The sequence below is a fragment of the Arthrobacter sp. TMP15 genome, from assembly GCF_039529835.1.
Classification (GTDB): Bacteria; Actinomycetota; Actinomycetes; order Actinomycetales; family Micrococcaceae; genus Specibacter.
Genome location: NZ_CP154262.1, coordinates 2,032,418 through 2,054,156 on the forward strand (window position 1 = coordinate 2,032,418; position 21,739 = coordinate 2,054,156).

The following is a 21,739-nucleotide window of genomic DNA, read 5'->3' on the forward strand; positions in this document are numbered from 1 at the left end:
GTTACGCTTCTCCTTTAATCATCCGAATAAACAGTTCATGGATGCGGCGCTCCCCTGTCACTTCCGGGTGGAAGGAGGTGGCCAGCAAATGCCTGGTACGAACGGCGACTGCACGAACTTCTAAATCAATCCTATCGTTTAGTGCAGCTCGGGGCGGTTTCACAGTGGCCAGCACTTCCACGTTGGGCCCCACACGCTCGACCCAGGGTGCCCGGATGAACACAGCATGTAGAGGAATTTCGGGCTCCCCCGGCTGGGTTAGACCGTGGAACTCAAGCTCAGTTTCAAAGGAATCCACCTGCCGGCCAAAGGCGTTGCGGCGCACTGTAATGTCCAGGCCACCGAAGGTACATTGCGGATTCCCGGACCCGTCGGTCGCGGGATCGGCGATTTCATCTGCAAGCAGGATCATGCCCGCGCAGCTGCCGTAAACGGGCATTCCTGCTGCAATACGGTCAATCAGCGGCTCGCGCATACCAAAAATGCGGCTGAGTTTATCGATCGTGGTTGACTCCCCACCCGGGATCACCAGCCCGTCAACCCCGGCCAGTTCACTCGGACGGCGCACCCCCACTGCCTTTGCACCGCAATCCATCAGCGCATTCGCATGCTCTCTGACGTCGCCTTGCAATGCCAAAATGCCAATAGTTGGTCCGGACGAGGTGGCGGAAGTGGTTTTAAAAGTCACCGTTTCATCATAGATGGGCCTCATCTCACACAGGGAACTTCGTCTACGCGCCGGAGCGGATGGACCGCGTAGCTCTGCAAGCAAGTAGCATTGTCCGCAGGACTGACGTACTACAGAGACGAGGAACTTAGAGTATGTGCGGAATCGCTGGTTACTACGGTTATGGGGAAGATCTATCCCTGTTACAGCAGATGAATGCGTGCATGGTGCACCGCGGCCCCGATGGTGAGGGTGTGTACACGCACGGCAACGTAGGACTGGCCCATCGCCGTCTTTCCATCATTGATGTGGCCCACGGCCAGGAGCCAATGTACAGCGCGGACGGGCAGACAGTTCTGGTCTACAACGGCGAGGTGTACAACTACCTCGACCTGCGAGCCGAGCTAGAAGCCCTAGGACGAGTTTTCAGCACCCAATCGGACACCGAAGTTGTGTTGCAATCCTACGAGCAGTGGGGGGACGCGGCCTTCGATAAATTTAACGGAATGTTTGGTTTCGCCATTCATGACCTCAAAAACAACCGTCTGGTGCTAGCCCGCGATCACTTCGGCATCAAACCTCTGTACTACGCCACGGCAGGTACTGCCGAGGCTCCCACTCTGCTCTTTGGCTCAGAAATCAAGCCCTTGTTGGCCACCAACAAGCTTGAACGCAGTGTTGATGAGCGCATTTTGTTCCGCTACCTGCAGTTTAGAATCCACGACGACGAGCCAGCCACGTTCTTTGCCGGCGTGCAGAAGCTGATGCCAGGGGAGAAACTGGTGGTCAACACCGTAGATTCCGAGGCTGGAGTAGCCGGGACCGTGCGCATCAGTTCTTACACTCGGTTCAAAGAAGAACTCGCGGAGCTCGCCAAGATTGAAACCCCGTACTCACAGGCTGTCATTGACGAGTACCGGGACCGTTTCACCGAAGGTGTGCGCCTGCGTCTGCAGTCGGAAGTCCCCGTAGGCACCGCCTTGTCAGGGGGCCTGGACTCATCCGCCGTCGTGGCAACTATCAACAAGCTCATGCAGGAAAATGCTGCCGCAACTGATTCTTTGGGCGCCAAGCAGCAAACATTTTCGGCTGTGTTCCCAAACTCCATCAATGATGAAGAGAAATACGCAGATGCCGTCCTCGCCCGGTGCGAGGGCAATGTCATCAGCCACAAGATTTTGCCGCAGCCAAGTGAGTTTGTTGAAGATCTGGAAGATTTTGTGCGGACCATGGAGGAGCCTGTCATCTCCTCGGGTCCTTATGCCCAGTATCAGGTCATGCGCGAGGCCTCCAAGCATGTCTCAGTGCTGCTTGATGGTCAGGGCGCCGATGAGATGATGGCCGGATACATCCCCTATTACTTCGCCTACTTGCGCCAGCTCAAAAAGAACGGCCAGAACGCGAAACTTGCCAAGGAGCTTGTGGCGAGTTCAGATATCCTGTTCCGGCTCGCTCGTTTCCGGATTCAAGGCAAGCTCACCTTCAAGAAAGAAGTGGGCATTTCTGCCCTGCTGGATAAGAAGTTCACGGCAAAATACAAGGCCGAAAAGTTCGCCAACATCGCCGATAACTTGAAGCTGCGCCTCATCGATGACCTGTTCCACAAGTCATTGCCTGCTGTGCTGCGTTATGAAGACAAGAACACCATGCGATTTTCCTTGGAGGGCCGCGTGCCGTTCTTGGACAAAGAAGTGGTGAAGTTCCTGTTCAGCCTTGACGATGAGTCAATCATCAAAGGCGGTTGGAACAAGCGGATCTTGCGCGATGCTACACGAGACTTGCTCCCGGAAATGATCAGCAACCGTCGCAACAAAATTGGTTTCACCACTCCTGAAGCTGAATGGTTTTCACACATGAAAGAGAAGATCTATGAGATCTTCCTTTCCAGCTCCTTTGGTGCCCGCCCGTACTGGAACCAGGACGCGGTTATTTACGCGTTCGAGGAACTCCTCAGCGGCAAGAGCTCAGGTTCCACCATGGTGTTCTGGCGTTTGATCAACACTGAGTTGTGGTTGCGCGAGTTCTTTGACGAGCCTGAAATCAAGGCCGGCATTGAGGGTAAGAGCGATTACATTCCCAACGCGGACAAGCAATTAAACATCAGCGTGCCAGGCGGTGCCGGAACTTTCCGACGTTACCCGCTGCGCACAGAGGTTTTCTACAAAGAAACCGACTTTGATCCCACGGCCATGACGTATGTGAAACGCTTTTTTGATGGCCTGCCCACAGCTGGCGGGGACCATGGCACGGCCACTGCTGACACACCGTGGTACTTGTTTGTCTCTGAAAAGATTGTTGCCATGACCCAGGGCCGCTCCATTCCTGTCTGGGACATCAAGGTCAGCAATGCTGCACGCTTTTTCAGTAAGTTCGTAACGCGCAACCCGGGCGGCATTGGATTAGCCAGTCCATGGTCAATGCAGCTTGCCATCGATGAGGTGGGTTTGCCGCGCATTATGTACGCCTCCGCCCGCAGCGTCATCGGTAAAATCCAAGGAAAATCCGGGGTATTTTACGAAGTGGTGGGCCACAATATCAACGCCATCGATGGTGCCGCCGGATACCAGGTTGGCACCTCAACCCACTCGGTAAAGTACGCCCCTATCGACCCCGACGGCGTAGCAGCCCGCTTGAGCGCCTTGGTGCGGGCAAGCGTTCCGGCAGAGTTCGCAGCAACCTTTGCGGGAACAGCCATCATGGACGCCAACGATCTGGGAGTTGTTGCCTTGGGCCATGACACCGCCCTGACCACGGCAGTCCTTGAGGACATCTTCCGTGACAACCCACAGGGACAGACCACCGAGACCACTCCGATGTCTCTGGTGTTCACCCAAAAGTAGTCCCTCCGCAGGTCGGGCAACGAAGCAAACCAAGGACGACGGCGAAACTCTCGTTTCGCCGTCGTCCTTACGTTAAACCATGAAAGAGTCAAAGAATGACCGTTGAGAACTCAACCAACCCGTTTCTGGCACCGAGTGAACTCCCCCACCAGTTACCTAATTTTGCTGCCATCGGGCCCGAAGACTATGTGGCCGGCTTCGAAGCGGGGTTTGCGCAGCAGTTGGCGGAAGTTCACGCCATCACAGAGAATCCAGAGCCCGCCTCGTTTGCCAACACCGTTGCGGCGATGGAGCGCAGCGGCGCGATTCTGACGCGTGTTGCTAATGCGTTTTTCAACATGGCAGGGGCCAATGCCACCCCAGTCATACAGGAACTGGAGACGCATATTGGTCCGCGGGTTTCCGCCCATGACGACTCGGTGCTACTCAATGGCGCCCTTTACGGGCGGTTCCTTGACGTGCCCGCCGATGGGCTGGACGCTGAGTCCGCTCGGCTCCTCTCCGAATGGCAGAAGTCTTTCACGCTCGCTGGCGTAGCCCTGACTGCTGCTGATCAGGACCGCCTGCGTGAGCTCAACGGGCAGCTGGCTTCTCTCAGCACAGAGTTTTCTCAACTGGTCATGCAGGCAGGTAACGAGGCTGCTATCCATGTACAGGATCCGACCGAGCTGGATGGGCTCAGTGCGGATGACCTTGCGACGGCGGCTGCGGCAGCCATTACAGCCGGGCACTCTGGTGGATACTTGCTCACCTTGATTCTGCCCACCGCCCAGCCAGCCTTGAAGGTACTCACCAACAGAGACACCAGGCGCAGACTGCATCTTGCTTCTGTTGGGCGCGGCGGCGCCACTGCGGACTCTGACAACGAGTCCGACGGCGCCACTGTGGTGCTGGAGCTAGCCGCGACAATGGCGGCGTTGCGCGCCGAGAGAGCGGAACTCCTTGGCTTTGCTTCCGAGGCTGAACGCGCCATCGAGTCCCAGACGGCACCCTCATTGGAGGCTGTCCATGAGATGCTCTCCCCCATCACCGCGGCTGCTGCCCATAATGCGGCGTCCGAGGCGAAGAGACTGCGCGAGGTTGCCGGCCACGACCTTGAAGCATGGGACACGGCGTTTTATGCTGAGCAAATTCGTCGGGATGAATACGGCGTTGATCTGGCAGCTCTGCGCCCGTGGTTTGAACTTGAATCCGTGCTGCGCAAAGGCGTGTTCTATGCTGCAACTCGCCTGTACGGAGTTTCTTTTACCGAGCGAACAGATTTGGCTGGTTACCACCCCGATGTGCGCGTGTGGGAAGTATTCAACGCTGACGGTTCCGCGCTGGGGCTATTTCTTGGCGACTATTACACCCGGGACACCAAACGCGGCGGTGCCTGGATGAATTCCTTAGTCGAGCAATCGGCTCTTGAGGGAACCACCGCCGTCGTGGTTAACAACCTAAACATCCCGAAGCCGCCTTTCGGTGAACCCACGCTGCTGACTTTTGATGAAGTGGTGACGTGCTTCCATGAATTTGGTCATGCCCTGCACGGACTTTTCTCCGACGTTACCTACCCCACTTTTTCGGGCACAAATGTACCGCGAGATTTTGTGGAATACCCCTCTCAGGTCAATGAGATGTGGATCTTGTGGCCAGAGGTACTTGAGAACTATGCCACGCATCATCTCACCGGGGAGCCCCTACCCGCTGGCACGGCCAAAAAATTGACCGATGCTGCACTGTGGGGACAAGGCTTTGCCACCGCAGAATATTTAGGCGCTGCGTTACTTGATCTGGCGTGGCACGAGCTAGCTCCAGGCTCGGTTGTCAGCGACCCGCCAGCTTTTGAGACGACGGCACTTGCCGCTGTGGGACTCGATATTCCGGCTCTGCCGCCGCGCTACAGGACGGGCTACTTCAGTCACATTTTCGCCGGTGGTTATGCTGCCGGATACTACTCATATATCTGGTCCGAGGTGCTCGACGCAGACACAGTGGCGTGGTTTAAGGCCAATGGCGGGCTGACACGATCCAATGGAGAGCACTTCCGCAACACCCTGCTGTGCCGTGGTTTTTCCGTTGACCCCCTGAGAGCCTTCCACGACTTTGCTGGCCGAGACGCCAATACCCTGCCCCTGCTCGCCCGTCGGGGACTGGTCTAAGCGCATGGTGACGTTAGCAGACTGCCAACGCACACAGCATGCATGGTTCCAAGCCTTGGCCCAGGCAACAGGGGGTAGGGCATTCTCCACCCACAAGATGGATTGGGTATGGCTACCTGAGACTCGGGAAATGCTCTGCATGTTCCCTACCGAGATCACTGCCGCGGGGCTGAAACCTGCCCTGAGCGAAGCTGAACGCCGAGGAGCCTCATCTGTTGGGATCTGGCTAAACGCCTCAGTCCGGGAAGGTCTCCTGCCTGAGTACGGATTCGATCCCGGCTGGAAACCATGGTGGATGACTCGGGCCCTTGATCTCGAGAGCGTTTCCAAAGCCAGTGATGCCCTTGAAGAGCGCATCGGACTGACAGCCGTGGTGGATGACCAGGTGTGGCTTGCAACGGCCCGCATCAAGGAAGAGTGGGCCGGACGATCCTATGCCTTCCTGCCACCTGAACAGGACGGCAAACACCTGGCCGGAATTTTTGACATGGAGGTAGCCCCTGAGCATCGCCGCAGCGGAATCGGCACATCCTTGCTGAATGCGCTTTCAGAGGCGGCCTTCAATGCAGGTGCTGAGCACTTGCTGCTCAACGCCACCCCGGATGGCCAACGACTGTACCGTCAGCATGGTTTTGAGCTCATCGGCAAAGGACAAACCTGGTGGTTCCATCCACCTCGCTAGCCCCGCCCCGACGCTCGCTCACTCCACGTCGTGTTTTCGGGCACGCTCGCTCACTGCTAGTGCCGGCTATTTAGAACCATTAACTGATTCCACGGCACGTCCCAAAGCTGCCACATCCGATTGGCTTGCTGAGGCAAAGGGGCCTCTGGGCTGCGGTGTCTCGAGTCCCAGAATATTTGCCAGCGCGTGCAGTGCCCCCAACGGCGCCTTACTCTCGGAAACAGCTTGGGCAATGATCAGGAGACGTTTCAAAGGGATTCCTTGCAACGTACCAGCCCTGGCACTCCTCCACACCTCTGCATAGTCATCGGGCAGTAGCGCCGCTAACCCCGTATGCCATGCATCGACTTGCGGCAACAAGGACAAGAGCTGCACGTCGGCGCTTAATCCTATAGAGAAATCAGACCCCACAGCATCACGGAACGCTGAAACACGCTCTGCCACATTGGGCCGACGCATGGTTTCCTTGACTCCCAGAAGATTGGCAGAGGCAGCCAATTCAGCCAGCATTTCCGGCGATACATCGTATTGTGTCTGAACCGGTTTGTTATAGAAGCACAAGGGGAGATTGGTGGCGTCAGAAACTGTTTCGAACAGTGACCTGACTTCCAGATCGGAGAGCGGCAAGTAGGAAAAGGGTGCCAGCAGTAAACCTTGCGCCCCTGCACTCTGAGCATCTCGAGCCAGGTGAACCACTTCACGAGTGGATGCAGCACTGATGGCCACATAAACGGGAACGGTAGCCGAATTCGGTTGGCTCATACTGGCTGTGGCATCAACGGCAGCGGCTGTTACATCATGCCGCTCTCCCCGGTCAAAGCTCACACCCGCTCCGGAAGTCGCAAGGACAGTCACCCCGTTTACTCCTGCCTGGGCCGCGTTTCGGACCTGGTGGGTCAAGGCAGCAAAGTCAATTTCGGCGTCGGGCATCAATGGTGTGATGGGGTAGGCCAGAAGCCCTGAGAACAACTGAGTCATGGAAGGCAATCTTAAGTGAGCGAGCGTAGGAAAAAACACGACGTGGAGTGAGCGAGCGTGGGAAAAATGACGACGTGGAGTGAGCGAGCGTCGGAAAGAGAGCGGCACCGGACTCACTTGGAGGTGTGAGTCAGGTGCCGCCTTTCTTTAGTTGGGTTTACCAGCCGCGCTCGGCGAGGCGGTGCGGTGCGGGGATATCAGCTACGTTGATCCCCACCATCGCCTCACCCAAGCCGCGGGAGACATCGGCGATGACAGCAGGGTCATCGAAGAACGTGGTGGCCTTGACCACGGCTGCGGCGCGTTGGGCCGGGTTGCCTGACTTGAAGATTCCCGAACCAACAAACACGCCGTCGGCTCCCAGCTGCATCATCATGGCGGCGTCAGCCGGGGTAGCAATACCACCGGCGGTAAAGAGCACGACCGGGAGTTTGCCGGTGGCTGCGATTTCCTTGACCAGCTCATACGGTGCGGCCAATTCCTTGGCAGCCACGTACAACTCATCTTCTGGCAGGGCGGCCAGCTTTGCGATCTGGGCGCGGATCTTGCGCATGTGCCCGGTGGCGTTGGAGACGTCTCCAGTGCCTGCTTCACCCTTGGAGCGGATCATTGCAGCACCTTCATTGATGCGGCGCAGGGCCTCACCGAGGTTGGTTGCGCCACAAACAAAAGGCACCTTGAAGTTCCACTTGTCGATGTGGTGCTCGTAGTCAGCCGGGGTCAGGACCTCGGACTCGTCCACGTAGTCAACACCCAAGGACTCGAGAACCTGAGCCTCCACGAAGTGGCCTATCCGGGCCTTGGCCATGACGGGAATGGAGACAGCGGCAATAATGGCGTCAATCATGTCCGGATCGCTGGCGCGTGAGACTCCGCCCTGGGCACGAATGTCAGCAGGGACGCGCTCCAGCGCCATGACGGCGACCGCGCCGGCATCTTCTGCGATCTTGGCCTGTTCAACGTTAACGACGTCCATGATGACGCCGCCCTTGAGCATGTCCGCCATGCCGCGCTTGACTCGGTTGCTGCCGGTCACCGGTGTTACATCGGGTGTAGACACAAAAACCCCTCTGGAAAGGAACGACTAATTGGGCCCGTGAACGTGATCCGCAGCACGGGTGGCCTCAGTATATTCCGGGGGTGTGCATCATTTGAAACGAGTGTTACTGCCCCTCTGGGGGTCCAACGTGCACACTCGCCGCAAATGCTTGGCGCCGCACAGTTCCGATCCGTTGGAACACCGTGACAAGGCTTGCGATGGCCAGCAGGACAAGTACGACGGCGAGCACGGCCTCAGGGATCCCCAGACCTACCAGCCCGGTCGCCACAAGTACTACAACAAGTCGATCAGAGCGTTCTGCGATACCAACGTTGGCGCTCATGCCGAGGCCTTCGGCTCGTGCCTTCGCGTAGGAGACGATGGATCCCAGGACCAGGCAGGTCAGTGCCATGGCGGCGATGAAGTGATTGCTTCCGCCTGTGTAAAACCAGATGACGATGCCAGCAAAAACGGCTCCGTCACCCACCCGATCAAGTGTGGAGTCAAGGAACGCCCCCCATTTACCGGAGCGGCCCAGCATCCGCGCCATGAGCCCGTCCACTATGTCGGAGAAGACAAAGACTGTGATGACAACTGTCCCCCAAAACAGCTCACCTAGCGGGTAACCGATCAGCGCCCCCGCTGCTACACCCAGCGTGCCAACAATGGTGACTGCGTCAGGTGAAACCTTCAGACGGACTAGAAGGGCCGCAACCGGAGTAAAAATGGCAGCAAAGAGCGCACGCGCGTATTTATTAAGCATTGCTTTCCTTAGCACCAGTTGATGCGTCGGTCGGTGTGTGTGGCGTGTTCTCCCACGCCGCCGCGACCTGTTCCCGGACCTCGCCCAATGTCTGTGTAATGGCCTTGGTGCCAGCAATAATGGGTAGGAAGTTTCCGTCCCCTCCCCAGCGCGGGACGATGTGCTGGTGCAGATGGGCAGCAATACCAGCTCCGCCGGTAACCCCCTGGTTCATGCCCAAGTTGAAACCTGAGGGGTTGGACACGGCCCGCAGCACCCGCATTCCCTGTTGGGCCAACGCGGCAAATTCGGCTGTCTCAGCCACGGTCAAATCGGTGAAGTCCGGGATGTGCCGGTAAGGACACACCAGCAGATGTCCCGGGTTGTATGGGAAAAGGTTCAACACCACGTAGGCGAGCTTGCCACGGTGGACAATCAAAGACTCCTCATCTTCGCGTCCGGGGGCCGCACAGAAGGGACAATCGTGGGAACTGGTGACCTGCTCACCTTTTTTTACGTAGGCGAGCCGGTGCGGGGTCCAAAGCCGCTGAAAGGCATCAGGAACTCCTGGGAGTTCAAAGTCATCCTCTACGGCGTTGGACACCGCACCTTGCTCACTCACGCTGTACTTCCTTATTCCGCTGCTTGTTGGGCTTACGCTGTCCGGTTTCGGACGGCTTCAACGATGCGTTGCACCGCTTCATCGACGGGCACGGCATTGTCCTGGCTACCGTCACGGAAGCGGAACGAGACAGCGTTAGCGTCAACGTCGTCCCCGCCTGCAATGAGGACAAACGGGATCTTATCCTTGCTCGCTGTTCTGATCTTCTTCGGGAACCTGTCGCTTGAGATATCCACTTCAGCGCGGATACCCTCTGCCTTGAGTTTGGCAACGACGCAGTACATGTAGTCATTGAAAGCCTCCGCAACTGGGATGGCAACAACCTGTACGGGGGAAAGCCAGGCCGGGAACGCGCCGGCGTAATGCTCCGTCAGAACTCCCATGAAACGCTCCACTGAACCGAAGAGGGCACGGTGAATCATAACGGGCCGCTGACGCGTCCCGTCTGCTGCCTGGTATTCAAGTTCGAAGCGCTCAGGCAGGTTGAAATCAAGCTGAATGGTTGACATTTGCCAGGTGCGGCCCAAGGCATCCTTGGCCTGCACGGAGATCTTGGGGCCGTAGAAAGCTGCCCCTCCGGGATCGGCAACCAGCTCCAATCCCGATGCCTGAGCCACTTCTTCTAGTGTTTGGGTGGCTTCTTCCCAAATAACGTCATCTCCAACAAACTTTTCTGGATCTTTAGTGGAGAGCTCCAGATAGAAGTCATCCAGGCCGTAGTCCTTCAGCAGTGAAAGAACAAAATTCAAGGTCTCGGTGAGTTCATCCTTCATCTGCTCCTTGGTGCAGTAGATGTGCGCATCATCTTGTGTCATGCCACGAACACGGGTGAGACCGTGTACCACACCGGACTTTTCGTAGCGGTATACAGAACCAAATTCAAAGAGCCGCAGCGGCAGTTCACGGTATGAGCGTCCACGGGAGCGGAAGATCAGGTTGTGCATGGGGCAGTTCATGGGTTTGAGGTAGTAATCCTGGCCGGGCTTGCGCACCGTGCCGTCCTCGTTGAGCTCGGCATCCACATGCATGGGCGGGAACATCCCGTCCTTGTACCAGTCAAGGTGGCCGGAGACTTCGTAAAGGTTGGCCTTGGTGATGTGTGGGGTGTACACAAAGTCGTAACCGGCCTCAACGTGGCGTTTACGCGAGTAGTCTTCCATTTCCTTGCGGATGATCCCACCCTTGGGGTGGAAGACCGGCAGACCTGAGCCCAGCTCATCCGGGAAGGAAAACAAGTCCAGTTCAACACCGAGCTTGCGATGGTCGCGGCGCTCAGCTTCGGCGATACGCTCCTGGTAGGCCTTCAAGGCTTCCTTGGTGGGCCAAGCTGTGCCGTAGATGCGCTGCAACTGCTGGTTGTTTTGGTTACCCAACCAGTAGGCTGCGGAGGTGCGGGTCAGCGCGAAAGCGTTGGAAATCAACTTGGTGTTCTGCAGATGTGGGCCGCGACATAGATCGCACCACACCATGTCCCCACTCTTGCGATCGATGTTCTCATAAATCGTGATCTCACCGGCACCAACCTCAACATTGACGCCCTCGGCGGTGTCGCCGTCGTTCTTCTTGCCCAAAAGCTCAAGCTTATAAGGCTCGTTGGCCATAGCCTGACGCGCCTCATCCTCGGAAACGACGCGGCGAGCAAACTTTTGGTTTTGATTCACTATCCTGAGCATCATCTTCTCAAGCGTTTTCAGGTCCTCAGGAGTGAAGGGCTCGGCAACATCAAAATCAAAGTAGAACCCGTCGGTGATGTACGGGCCAATTCCAAGCTTCGCATCGGGACGCAACGCCTGTACTGCCTGGGCCATGACGTGGGCGGTCGAGTGCCGTAGGACATCCAAGCCATCTGCGGAGTCAATAGTGACGCCTTCAACGCTCGCATCAGCCTCAAGTACTGCCGAGAGGTCCTTTAAAACCCCACCAACACGCATGACAACGACTTCGCGGCGTTCAAAGAACAGTTCAGCGCCTGTGGTGCCGGTGGCCACCGAAGTCGTAACGCCCTCGACATTGATGGTGATTTCTGTTTCCACTGGCACGCTTGACTCCTTGATTGCTCCGGTGTGACTCCATGTTTAAGCAACATACGGGGGTTGCTGTGAGCCTCTTTGATGGTATCGGTTTGCCGGGGCACCAACCAACACGGGCGGCTCCGGGAGTAGATGGGTGTTTTGTAGATCCCAGGCTTCCAACGCTTGCACAGTGATCCCACGTGGACCTGTGCGTCGCGTGAGCCCGCGAATGAGCAGTATTCGGGTACCAAAAAGCAATGGTCCGGACTTTTCCTGCGCCTCGGTGAAGAACGTTGTATCCACACACCCAGTGCCGTCATCGATGCTGATGAACACTACCCGTTTCCCGCCCCGCATGGGCGGTGTTTGGGTTGCCACCCGCACCCCCGCCACCAAGACTTCCGTATTATTGCGCAGAGCCAGCAAGTGTTCGGCTCGGATCACACCCAGCCGGTCCAACAGTGGGGCATAACTATCCATCAGGTGTCCACTGACATCCAAGGACAACAAATCCAGTTCCGTACCCACCGTCTGCGCCAAATCTGCTGGCGAGTGGATCGCCTGAAGGCTGCCCAGTTCAATATCCTCTAAGGGCAATGCCAACTGTCCGGTAATAGCTTGGGTTCGTTTATTTGACTTATGCGCCGGCAGGCTATTGACGTGTGCAACGAGGTCCGCCCTGTTGGCCGTATTCCCTGTCCCAACTTGTGCCTGACGGTGCAGGGAATCCAGGGCTCCCAGCTGGGCCAAGCGTTTCAAGGTTGGTCGGCTCATTTTGGCCCGGTCACGCAGGTCCGCTAGAGATTCATAGGGTTGACCGGCCACAATGCGTTTGAGTTCTGTACCCGAAAGACCGTATACCCCGGCCAGACTTAGCCGGATGCCGGTCACAGCCTCGCCCTCAGCATCCTTACCACTGACATACCTGCCCACCACATCCTTAATAACCCGCTCAGCCCGGTACTCCCCGGTGCTTGCATTGATATCAAGGGCAAGGATGGGTATGCCCAGGCGTCTGGCCTCGGAAACCAATAAACGCCGCGGGTACATACCTGGATCGTGTTCCCACAAGCCTGCCAAAAACTCCGCAGGGTGGTGTGCTTTTAGCCAAGCGGATTGGTAGGTCGGAATGGCGAAAGCAGCACCATGGGCCTTGCAAAAACCAAAGCTTCCAAAGGCCCTCAGCGTCTCCCACACCTCCTCAATGACGGCCTGGCTGTAGCCATGCTCTGCCGAGTTGTCCCTAAAGTACTTTTCCACAACCGGTTCCAACATTGGGTTCCCCAGCTGACGCCTAAACTCGTCCGCCCGGGACAATGTGCACTTGGTCATAGTGCTGAAGGTGCGCAGTACCTGTTCGTGAAAAACCGTCACTCCATGGGTTTCCTGCAGCACTGGTATGAGGTCCGAATGAGCATAGTGTGCTTGCGCGAAACCTGCCCGGCTCTCCAAAAAAGGTTTCACCATATTTGATTTCATGGGCCCAGGTCGGAACAGCGAAATGTCAATGACAAGGTCACTGAACTCTGTGGGGGCCATTTTTCCCACCAGCTCCCGCTGCCCCGGTGACTCAATTTGAAAGCAACCCAGCGTGTGGGTGCTGCGGATCAGCTCAAAGGTGGGTTCGTCGTCGAGCGGGACGGCGTCAAGATCGATCCCACCATCCTCGCCGATGAAAGGGGCGTCAGGGGTATGCCCGCCTTCAGCTGCCACAGCCTTCTTCGACGGGTGTAACCGGATGACTTCTCGCACCGCATAAGCCATGGCACTTTGCATGCGCACACCCAGGACGTCGAGTTTGAGCATTCCCATTGCATCCATGTCATGTTTGTCGAACTGGCTCATGGGCAGCCCCATCCCACTGGGCTGGACAGGCGTGCGGCTCAGCAACGAGGAATCCCCCAAGATCACTCCACACGGGTGCATTGAAATATGCCTGGGCAGCCTGTCCAGACGCTCGGTGAGGTCAACCAGTAGATCCAACTGGCCACCGCGTTCCCGGGCGCCGCCGGCTTGACTGAACTCTTCGCGCTCCTCCCCCTCAGGGTCTCCACCTTCTTGGTTGTAGCGAGACTGCCGGACTTGAGCCGCAAAATCTCGCAGTTCAGGCTTCTCCTCCAACGCTTCCCTGAAAGAACCCGCCGAGAAACGCCACAATTGCTTGGCAATTTGATCAATTTCCCGTTTTTCTATCCCCAACGCCAGCCCCGCGTCCCTCACAGCACCGCGAGCACGATAACTATTTTGCATACTCATCAAGGTGACTCGTTTGGCACCAAAACGAGAAAATATTCGCCTATACACGTTATGGCGTTGAGCACTTTCCACATCAAGATCAATGTCAGGCAGCGTAGACCTGTCACTGGAAAGAAATCTTTCAAAAAGGAGGTCGTTGGCTATAGGGTCAACAGCGCTAACGCCCAAAACATAATTAACCAACGACGACGCCCCGGAACCTCTTGCTGCCCGGCGCACCCCCATTTCGCGAATCATTTCAGAGACTTCGGCCACAGTCAGAAAGTACGATTCGAAACCCAGCCCACCAATAGTGGCCAGTTCCATCTCAAGCCGGTTGCGGACTTTGTGCAGCTTCTCACCACGGAGGTCCGCAAACCGTTGAACAAGCCCTGCTTCGCTGCGCTGGCGTAGTTCGATGCCCGCCGGCTGGGACAGTCCCAAAACATCCAGTTCAGGGGTGGTTGGTTTTTTCCAGCCCAGATCGCTGGCCGGGTCCAGCCTGCACTTGTCAGCCAACTGGGCTGTGTTGGCCCACAGCTGTTCCAGCTCGGCACTGCCGTAGCCGCTTTGGTACACAATTTCTTTAGCTACTGCGGCCATCTGGGCGGCGCTTTTAAGCCAGGCCTGACCCGTAGGTTGCAAATCGTGGAGACGCTCAAGAGGGGCAATGTTCCGCGCAGCATCCAGAACATCTGCTGTAGGCGCGTCCTCCTCACGGGTGTAGCGCGCCGCGTTGCTCAGAACGGCAGGAACACCGAATTCCTGCGCCAGCTTTAGCATCCGCACCGCGTGAGCTGTGCTCATGGGAGCGCCAGGGGTACTGAGATGGCTGAGGATCTCAACAACCATTGACCCTGCTGGCATGGCGTTGCGCCACGCCAAAAATTTTGTGCGCGGAAGTAAATACTTGCGCCCGTTCAACGACCTGCCAACGGGTGAGTAGGGACCCAACAATACTGTCAACGCCGGCTTCTGAGTCTCCGGATCAAGCACACCGGCAGCCAGCTGCTCCAGCGTGATCCCCACCACCGGCTGGTTATGGGCGGCCGAGATCAGGCTGCACAGGGCGGCGTATCCTGCCCCCGGGGCCATACAAGCGTTTCCATGGGCTAGGACAACCACCCTTCCCACTTTTTCAAGACCCTCCGAGCCTTCTTCCAAAACGGCAAGGTCCACACCAATGATTGGGTCTATTCCAGCGGCCATGCACGCTTTAACATGTTTTACCGAGCCATAAAGACCGTCCCGGTCGGTGACAGCCAGCGCATCACCGTCCACTGCGGCCGTTTGGGCAAGATCGTCGGGCCAGGAAACCCCAAAGTGGGCACTGTAGGCGGAGTAGCTATGCAAATGGACAAAGTTACGCACCGCCCTGCTCCTCCATAAACAACTCATCCACAGCGTCATATATCTTTATGACGCGCCACCGTTCACTAGGCCGGTAGCGCACCACATCAACGGTTAAACTTTCATGTGCAGCTTCTGCAGGACCTTGCCCTGCCTCTTCCCGATGGACCTGCAACCGCCACATTTGCCTGTCAACAACCCCTACTCCTTCCCCCGGACGCACGCGTTTCTCGCTCTCCCACCAGGATCGGCGCTCATACCAGCACAGGGGATCAGCCGAAATGGCATAAAATTCCTCCCGCCACCACAACTGCAACGGCACACCATCAGATGAGGTCAGCACGGTGATAGCCTCACTAAAGATACCCATGCGCGATCTCCGTCCTCACCCTAAACACACGACATGTCCTAGGTGCGTCAAACGTATTAGTACATATATACTAATGGATTTAAGTGTACGCTCATCTTCACGCGGAAAGTAACCGCCAATTGGGAAGTAACGCGAGGCGGGAATTCTTCCGCACAGAAAGCGTTAAGTAGATAGCTGACAACGCAACAGGCGTCTAGCATGGCCTTATGGCCATTGTCTTAGCCGGACTGCTGGCGCCACACCGATTTCAAAGGAGCGTTCCATGACTGACATGGTCACCCTCATCGCTAAAACCAATCCGTTGGAACGCGACCTCAAAACAGCATCAAGAACTGTGCTGGAAACTGACATCCCCCGCCTCGGTGAACTTTATTTCACCGCTTATGACGCTGGACTGGCTGGCGAGTCTATCGAGGTTGCACTAGCCGATATCCAGGCCTCGATGGCAGGAAAATATGGCCGATTTCTCCCCGAAGCTTCCCACGTAGCGTTAGATGACCAGGGCAAAATTGTGGCCGCAGTATTGGTTGTGGAACGCGCTATTGGCGAAGACACTCCCGATGCGCCGTTCATCATCGAACTTATTACCGACCGAGGGCACCGCCGCCAAGGCCTCGCCGAAGACTTGGTCCTTGCCACTTTGGACACTCTTTTCAACGAGGGCCAAAGCGATGTGGCCTTGCGGGTTGAAGCCACCAACTCCGCCGCGTTGGCACTTTATCTATCCCTTGACTTCCATCGCTGGTCACCAGAAGAAACTGACGACTAAGGCTTTCTCGCTTTTGCCCCTACCCCTAATGCCCTAGTCGCTGAGCTAATCACTGAGTTAGTCACTGAGCTAGCGGAACAATCAACTCGGGTGAGTTATTGCGCACATTTCCAACATCTGTGGAAACAGCGTAAAGCATCCAACCCTCAGCCAAAGCCCACGCTTCTCCAAGTGCCGTCTTGAGAAGCGGGGCAACTTCCTTGTTCTGCGGATCCAACCAATCCGCTAACCCCTCCTGACTCAGCGGCACTGGCAGCCTGTCATGTAGCATGGCCAATTCACCTTCCGGCGGTGCTGCCATAGTTAAAATGGTGCAGGACAGCAGCCACTGCTCCGGTGAGCCATTTTCCTTCAAGGGATCTTTCCACCACTCATAGAGCCCGGCAAAAGTGATCAGCGAACCATCCAAGGAATGCACAAAGTATGGCTGCTTGGTCTTGCCATCGGGTGATTTCTTCCACTCGTAATAGCCCTGTACAGGCACGCAGCAACGCTTCGACTTCATGGCTGCACGAAAAGTGGGCTTCTCAGCTGCGGTTTCACTACGTGCGTTGAAGGCACGCACACCCACCGCAGGGTCCTTCGCCCACCCAGGCACCAGTCCCCACGTAGCCATGTGAATCTGGCGGTGCTTTACCCCGTCAATAAGCCTTTCAAGGACAATGGGTACATCGGCTGTGGGGGCAACGTTGTAAGAGGCACGCAGTTCTAGGGACGCATCAGCCTCCGCCTCCAGCTCTGCAACCAAATCTCCAACAGCCCTGGCCATCACGTATCGTCCGCACATGGTGTCCATCGTGGCACAAAATAAGGAATATGTACCCGCACCGGTAGCGTTGAACAAAGTAGAAACATAAAAACTTATTCTGCAAGGAGCATTTGACGTGGACTTTACCCCCGACGCCGGTACTATCACGATGTTTTCAACCACTTGGTGTGGCTATTGCAAGCGTCTAAAGAAACAACTGGACGCCTCCGGGATCGGCTATACGGAAATAAACATCGAAGATGTCCCCGGCACTGCCGAACTTGTTGAGAGCCTGAACAATGGTAACCAAACGGTCCCCACTATTTTGTTCCCCGACGGCACAGCCGCAACGAATCCTTCCCTCAAGGACGTTAAGGAACGGCTCGGCGTTTAGGTAAAACCCGCCCCACCCCCTCAATCCGTGTAGCCTGTCAGGACCCCAATGGCCGTTCCCGACAGGAATACCGCTGCTAAGGAGCTTTTCATGGTTAACAAGGTTCATAAAGTTAAGGGCGCCGTGGTGCTCAGTAAGAACGCCCCGGTCACATTGGAGACCATCTTGGTGCCGGACCCCGGCCCCGGTGAAGCTCTGGTTGACATCCTCACCAGTGGTGTCTGCCACACCGATTTGCATTATAAACAAGGCGGAATCAATGATGACTTCCCCTTCTTGCTAGGTCATGAGGCTACGGGTGTAGTCAACGCAGTAGGTGCGGGTGTCACAAATGTTGTGCCAGGTGACCGCGTCATTTTGAACTGGCGCGCTGTCTGCGGAACGTGTCGGGCCTGCGCCAAGGGCCAACCCCAGTATTGCTTTGACACGGAGAATGCCACCCAGAAAATGACGCTCGAGGACGGCACGGTCCTGACTCCGGCGTTGGGTATTGGTGCGTTCATTGAAAAGACGCTTGTGGCTGCCGGGCAGTGCACCAAAGTTGACCCCGAGGTTGACCCTGGTGCTGTAGGCCTTTTAGGCTGCGGAGTCATGGCAGGTATCGGTGCGGCCATCAACACCGGCGCCATTAAGCGTGGGGATTCTGTGGCCGTCATTGGTTGCGGCGGCGTCGGCTCCGCAGCCATCGCCGGGGCGGTCCTCGCCGGGGCAACAACTGTGATCGCTGTTGACAGGGATCCCAAGAAGCTCAAGGGTGCTTTGGCACTCGGCGCCACACACACTGTGGATTCCACAAAGGAGGACGCTGTCCTCGCCATCCAAAACCACACGGGCGGGTTCGGCGCAGATGTGGTGATTGACGCCGTCGGACGTCCCGAAACATACAAGCAGGCCTTCTATGCCCGCGATCTGGCCGGAACAGTGGTTTTGGTGGGAGTTCCAACGCCTGAGATGACATTGGAGCTGCCTCTGCTGGACGTGTTTGGGCGCGGCGGCTCGTTGAAGTCCTCGTGGTACGGAGATTGCCTGCCTTCGCGTGACTTCCCCATGCTCGTAGACCTGTACAAGCAGGGCAAGTTGGATCTGGACACCTTTGTGAGTGAGCGGATCACCATTAACGACATTGAAGCGGCCTTCACCAAGATGGGCGAAGGCTCCGTACTGCGCTCAGTGGTGGAAATGGCATGAGCGCGCGCATTGAACGTTTAGTTACTTCCGGGACATTCTCGCTCGACGGCGGCACCTGGGATGTAGAGAACAACGTTTGGATCGTTGGTGATGACACAGAGGTCTATGTCATTGACCCGGCCCATGATCCTGAGGCTATCGCGACGGCTGTTGGCACCAGGAAAGTCAAGGCTGTATTGCTCACGCACGGTCATGACGACCATATCCGCCACGCCCGCGATTTTGCGACGCTGGTGGGTGCGCCCGTGCTGATGAATCCGGAGGACCAGATGCTGTGGGAGAAGATCTACCCGGGGACAACTCCGGATGCGCCCATCGCGGACGGTGACAGCTTTGAAGTAGCCGGCATACGGTTGCTTGCATTGCACACCCCCGGGCACTCCCCCGGGTCCACGTGCTTCCATGCACTAGGGCTGGGGACAGTCTTTTCCGGTGACACCTTATTCAATGGTGGTCCGGGAGCTACGGGACGTTCCTATAGCGACTTCCCCACGATCGTTACCTCTATCAAGAGTCGGTTGCTGGTGTTGCCGGGCGAAACAATAGTCAACACCGGCCACGGTGACTCAACAACTATTGCTGCGGAGACTCCAGGAATCCTGGCCGATCAGCAGTAACAGCACCTGCGGTATCCGCCGTTGAGGTTGGAGATGATGACACCCCAGAGGACGATGGAGTGTCATCATCTCCAACCTCAACGGTCAATACAAGTACGCAGACTCCCGTTATGACTCGAACAGCTCTGTGTGCTTGGCATAAACCGCCAAAATAGCTGCTTCTACATCCTCCACGCTCAATCCTGGGCGCAGATCTTCTACGGCACCCGCCGTGGCAGGGTCCCACTGCAGCTCAAGTGCCGCATAGCTGTCAACAAGGACCTTGCGGATTGGAGCTGAGTTTTCCACCACAATCACTGAACTAAACAGCCAGGCGCCCGCCACAACCCGTTGAGCCGTACCCACCAGCTTGACGCTGCTTGAGGCAGAGCGACCAAAGACGCTGAATTCTCCCGGACAGTATTCCCCGGGAATCTCTCCCACGCCGGCATCCACCCCGAGGGAGCGCAGGGCTTGGGTAAAGAGGTCACCGAAGAAACCAAAACGGCCCTTGGCGCCGGCTATGGAATCGTTCTCATGCTGGATGTGGTCAACAATCAACGTGCCCTGATGATAGGCGGCAGCCCGCCCGCCGGCACGGCGCACGGCCGGCATAAAACCGTTGTCCCTTGAGGCTTGTTCCGCGGCGGAAAATCCTGCCAGCCTTGTGTCGCGCTGGCCAAAAGCTACTGTGGGTTCTGGCCGGTAGAAACGCAGCATATCCCCCTGCAGGCCCGTTTTCACTTGGCCCAGAAGGTCCAGAGCGTGGTGTAGATCAGCCTCAGCGCCAAGATTTATGAGCTGCTTGCGGACCTCCAACCGCGGAGCAACAATGCGGTTCACTTGCTCAGTGGAATAGGACGAACTGTTAATATCTGTTCCGTTCGCCCAAAGGGGCCGTTCACATCGTTAAGTACCGAGGAGGTCAATCCGATCCCATCTGCGCCGAGACTGACATGGGTGTCCAGTCCCAGCCACTGCCCTACCGGTTCACGGTAGATGTGGATGGAAAGGTCCACATTGGGGAACATATAGCCGCCCGGCTCCGGCGTCATGCGCGCGGAAACCCCATTGGCGCTATCGGCCAGCCCCAGCAGCCGCACCAACGCAGAAGAGTGCTCTCCGCCGTCAAGCATGGTAAACGGACTGTGTAACCAGGCCCGCCCCCGGCCCGGGGCATGTCCGGGGCAAGAACGGCCCTCGAGAGTTTTGATGAAACCCCCTGGCCAGATAGTCATGCCGTCCCAGGGGATGGAGCTCTCAAGGCTATCGAGGGGTTGATCCGCGTAGGCTTCAACAGCGGTTGTGTCATTTTTTTGCAGACGCCATGCCGTGACGCGCACTGCAACCCGACCCTCGGCAATCAGCTCCGCCTGGAGTAGCTCAATGGTCCGCCCAGGACGTAGGAGCATGGTTTCGATAGTGAATTCTCCGGCGGGAATCAAGCCCAAAATATCAAAGCTCAACCGGGCCAGACGCATGTCATCGCGTGGCCGGTATTGCTCCAAGGCGTGAACCATGATGCCCGTGACCGGGGCCATATGCTGTTCGTGCGAGTTCCAAGCACCCTGGGCATGCACGGTTGATTCGTAGCGGTTCTCACCGAGGTGGCGGTAGTAAGAATTACTGTCAACGGGGAATGTATGGGCGTCAGCGGTGTCAGCGGCTGCGCCCGTGGTGGTCTGCGACATGGCTACGACTCTACCGGCAGCAGCGCCTGCCACAGCAATTTCTCTTAGGCCTGCAGAGTTGGACGCACGGCTGTCTCGGGAGTCATAACGGGGCAATCATCCACGGCACTCTGGTCCAGTTTGCGGGTCCGGGAGACTCGCAACAAGTGGATAGCCAAACCTATAACGCCAACGCCGAGCACCAACGTAATCAAGGCCCACGGTGATCCCGCCGCAGCGGCAAGGGCTGCCTCGAACGCGGCCAAACCGATTGTTGCGTAGATGCAAGCCCACGCGATGGACCCTGCCACCGTGGCTGGAATATAGCGGCGCAAAGGCATGCGGCCAAGGCCTGCAGCCATGTTGATAGCTGTTTGCACCCCGATGGTCAGGAAGCTCACGCTCACGGCCGGTGCTCCCCAGCGTGCAATGATTTTCTCGGCCCGCTGCACCGCTGCGGAGTCTAAATGTTTCGCCAGCGCGGTCTTTCGGCCGCCGGCAGCCAGACCGCGGCCGGCCCAGTAGGTTGCGTTGGAGCGAAGCATGACTATAACGAACAGAATCAGGAAGGCCCAGACAAAAGGTAAGGAGAGGATGCTGTCCATCATGAGCGTGCGCTACCCCCTGGGTGCAGAACAGAATTTGGCCACATAGCTGTGGCCTATTGGTCTTCTCTTATAGTAGCGAAGACTG

19 protein-coding genes are annotated in these 21,739 nt (G+C 57.1%); 7 read left to right on the plus strand and 12 right to left on the minus strand.

Annotation, left to right across the window (positions count from 1 at the left end; genetic code table 11):
- Window position 1 precedes the first annotated feature (1 nt).
- Entirely contained in the window at window positions 2-688 is a 687-nt protein-coding gene (gene pdxT / locus AAFM46_RS08980) for a pyridoxal 5'-phosphate synthase glutaminase subunit PdxT (protein WP_343317462.1), read from the minus strand.
- Between the two features lie 134 nt (window positions 689-822).
- On the opposite strand from pdxT, the gene asnB reads away from it, so the two are divergent.
- The 3 genes from asnB to AAFM46_RS08995 all read left to right on the plus strand — a co-directional run bounded on the left by asnB (window position 823) and on the right by AAFM46_RS08995 (window position 6,333).
- Window positions 823-3,507, plus strand: coding sequence for an asparagine synthase (glutamine-hydrolyzing) (gene asnB / locus AAFM46_RS08985; protein ID WP_343317463.1), 2,685 nt, complete (start codon window positions 823-825; stop codon window positions 3,505-3,507).
- A 95-nt stretch (window positions 3,508-3,602) separates the two neighbouring features.
- On the plus strand, window positions 3,603-5,651 hold the full coding sequence (locus tag AAFM46_RS08990) for a M3 family metallopeptidase (RefSeq protein ID WP_343317464.1): 2,049 nt from the start codon (window positions 3,603-3,605) through the stop codon (window positions 5,649-5,651).
- A 4-nt stretch (window positions 5,652-5,655) separates the two neighbouring features.
- Complete coding sequence (locus tag AAFM46_RS08995) at window positions 5,656-6,333, plus strand: GNAT family N-acetyltransferase (RefSeq protein ID WP_343317465.1); 678 nt, start codon at window positions 5,656-5,658, stop codon at window positions 6,331-6,333.
- Between the two features lie 66 nt (window positions 6,334-6,399).
- Here AAFM46_RS08995 and AAFM46_RS09000 read toward each other — a convergent pair whose 3' ends face one another.
- The 7 genes from AAFM46_RS09000 to AAFM46_RS09030 all read right to left on the minus strand — a co-directional run bounded on the left by AAFM46_RS09000 (window position 6,400) and on the right by AAFM46_RS09030 (window position 15,681).
- Entirely contained in the window at window positions 6,400-7,311 is a 912-nt protein-coding gene (locus AAFM46_RS09000; protein ID WP_283527356.1) for a dihydrodipicolinate synthase family protein, read from the minus strand.
- 157 nt (window positions 7,312-7,468) lie between these two features.
- On the minus strand, window positions 7,469-8,371 hold the full coding sequence (gene pdxS / locus AAFM46_RS09005) for a pyridoxal 5'-phosphate synthase lyase subunit PdxS (protein WP_283527358.1): 903 nt from the start codon (window positions 8,369-8,371) through the stop codon (window positions 7,469-7,471).
- 103 nt (window positions 8,372-8,474) lie between these two features.
- Window positions 8,475-9,113: a phosphatidylinositol phosphate synthase gene (pgsA, locus tag AAFM46_RS09010; RefSeq protein ID WP_283527361.1), complete on the minus strand. Its 639-nt coding sequence runs from the start codon at window positions 9,111-9,113 to the stop codon at window positions 8,475-8,477.
- Window positions 9,106-9,714, minus strand: a complete 609-nt coding sequence (locus AAFM46_RS09015) for an HIT domain-containing protein (RefSeq protein WP_343317466.1) — start codon at window positions 9,712-9,714, stop codon at window positions 9,106-9,108. Before AAFM46_RS09015 ends, pgsA begins: the two co-directional genes overlap by 8 nt.
- Before the next feature lie 32 nt (window positions 9,715-9,746).
- Window positions 9,747-11,753, minus strand: a complete 2,007-nt coding sequence (thrS, locus tag AAFM46_RS09020) for a threonine--tRNA ligase (protein WP_343317467.1) — start codon at window positions 11,751-11,753, stop codon at window positions 9,747-9,749.
- A gap of 36 nt (window positions 11,754-11,789) precedes the next feature.
- Entirely contained in the window at window positions 11,790-15,332 is a 3,543-nt protein-coding gene (gene dnaE / locus AAFM46_RS09025) for a DNA polymerase III subunit alpha (RefSeq protein ID WP_343317468.1), read from the minus strand.
- Window positions 15,325-15,681: a DUF6504 family protein gene (locus tag AAFM46_RS09030; protein ID WP_283527369.1), complete on the minus strand. Its 357-nt coding sequence runs from the start codon at window positions 15,679-15,681 to the stop codon at window positions 15,325-15,327. The genes dnaE and AAFM46_RS09030 overlap by 8 nt, the downstream gene beginning before the upstream one ends.
- A 262-nt stretch (window positions 15,682-15,943) precedes the next feature.
- Between AAFM46_RS09030 and AAFM46_RS09035 the strand changes: the two genes are divergently transcribed.
- A complete protein-coding gene (locus tag AAFM46_RS09035) occupies window positions 15,944-16,450 on the plus strand; it encodes a GNAT family N-acetyltransferase (protein ID WP_283527371.1) in 507 nt (168 codons plus the stop codon).
- A gap of 61 nt (window positions 16,451-16,511) precedes the next feature.
- Here the strand turns inward: AAFM46_RS09035 and AAFM46_RS09040 are convergent, their stop codons facing one another.
- On the minus strand, window positions 16,512-17,237 hold the full coding sequence (locus AAFM46_RS09040; protein ID WP_283527373.1) for an SOS response-associated peptidase: 726 nt from the start codon (window positions 17,235-17,237) through the stop codon (window positions 16,512-16,514).
- A 97-nt stretch (window positions 17,238-17,334) separates the two neighbouring features.
- On the opposite strand from AAFM46_RS09040, the gene AAFM46_RS09045 reads away from it, so the two are divergent.
- From AAFM46_RS09045 to AAFM46_RS09055, 3 genes are all read left to right on the plus strand, one after another.
- A complete protein-coding gene (locus AAFM46_RS09045; RefSeq protein WP_283527375.1) occupies window positions 17,335-17,592 on the plus strand; it encodes a mycoredoxin in 258 nt (85 codons plus the stop codon).
- Window positions 17,593-17,682: 90 nt separating this feature from the next.
- Window positions 17,683-18,780, plus strand: coding sequence for an S-(hydroxymethyl)mycothiol dehydrogenase (locus AAFM46_RS09050; RefSeq protein ID WP_343317469.1), 1,098 nt, complete (start codon window positions 17,683-17,685; stop codon window positions 18,778-18,780).
- Window positions 18,777-19,397 (plus strand): MBL fold metallo-hydrolase, encoded by a 621-nt coding sequence (locus AAFM46_RS09055; RefSeq protein ID WP_283527379.1) that lies wholly within the window; start codon window positions 18,777-18,779, stop codon window positions 19,395-19,397. Before AAFM46_RS09050 ends, AAFM46_RS09055 begins: the two co-directional genes overlap by 4 nt.
- A gap of 108 nt (window positions 19,398-19,505) precedes the next feature.
- On the opposite strand, the gene AAFM46_RS09060 is transcribed toward AAFM46_RS09055, so the two are convergent.
- Genes AAFM46_RS09060 through AAFM46_RS09070 form a run of 3 tightly spaced genes read right to left on the minus strand, consistent with a single transcriptional unit; the run spans window position 19,506 to window position 21,654 of the window.
- Entirely contained in the window at window positions 19,506-20,219 is a 714-nt protein-coding gene (locus AAFM46_RS09060; protein ID WP_343317470.1) for a lipoate--protein ligase family protein, read from the minus strand.
- Complete coding sequence (locus AAFM46_RS09065; protein ID WP_343317471.1) at window positions 20,216-21,067, minus strand: thioesterase family protein; 852 nt, start codon at window positions 21,065-21,067, stop codon at window positions 20,216-20,218. Before AAFM46_RS09065 ends, AAFM46_RS09060 begins: the two co-directional genes overlap by 4 nt.
- A 44-nt stretch (window positions 21,068-21,111) precedes the next feature.
- On the minus strand, window positions 21,112-21,654 hold the full coding sequence (locus AAFM46_RS09070) for a VTT domain-containing protein (RefSeq protein ID WP_343317472.1): 543 nt from the start codon (window positions 21,652-21,654) through the stop codon (window positions 21,112-21,114).
- Window positions 21,655-21,739: the final 85 nt, after the last annotated feature.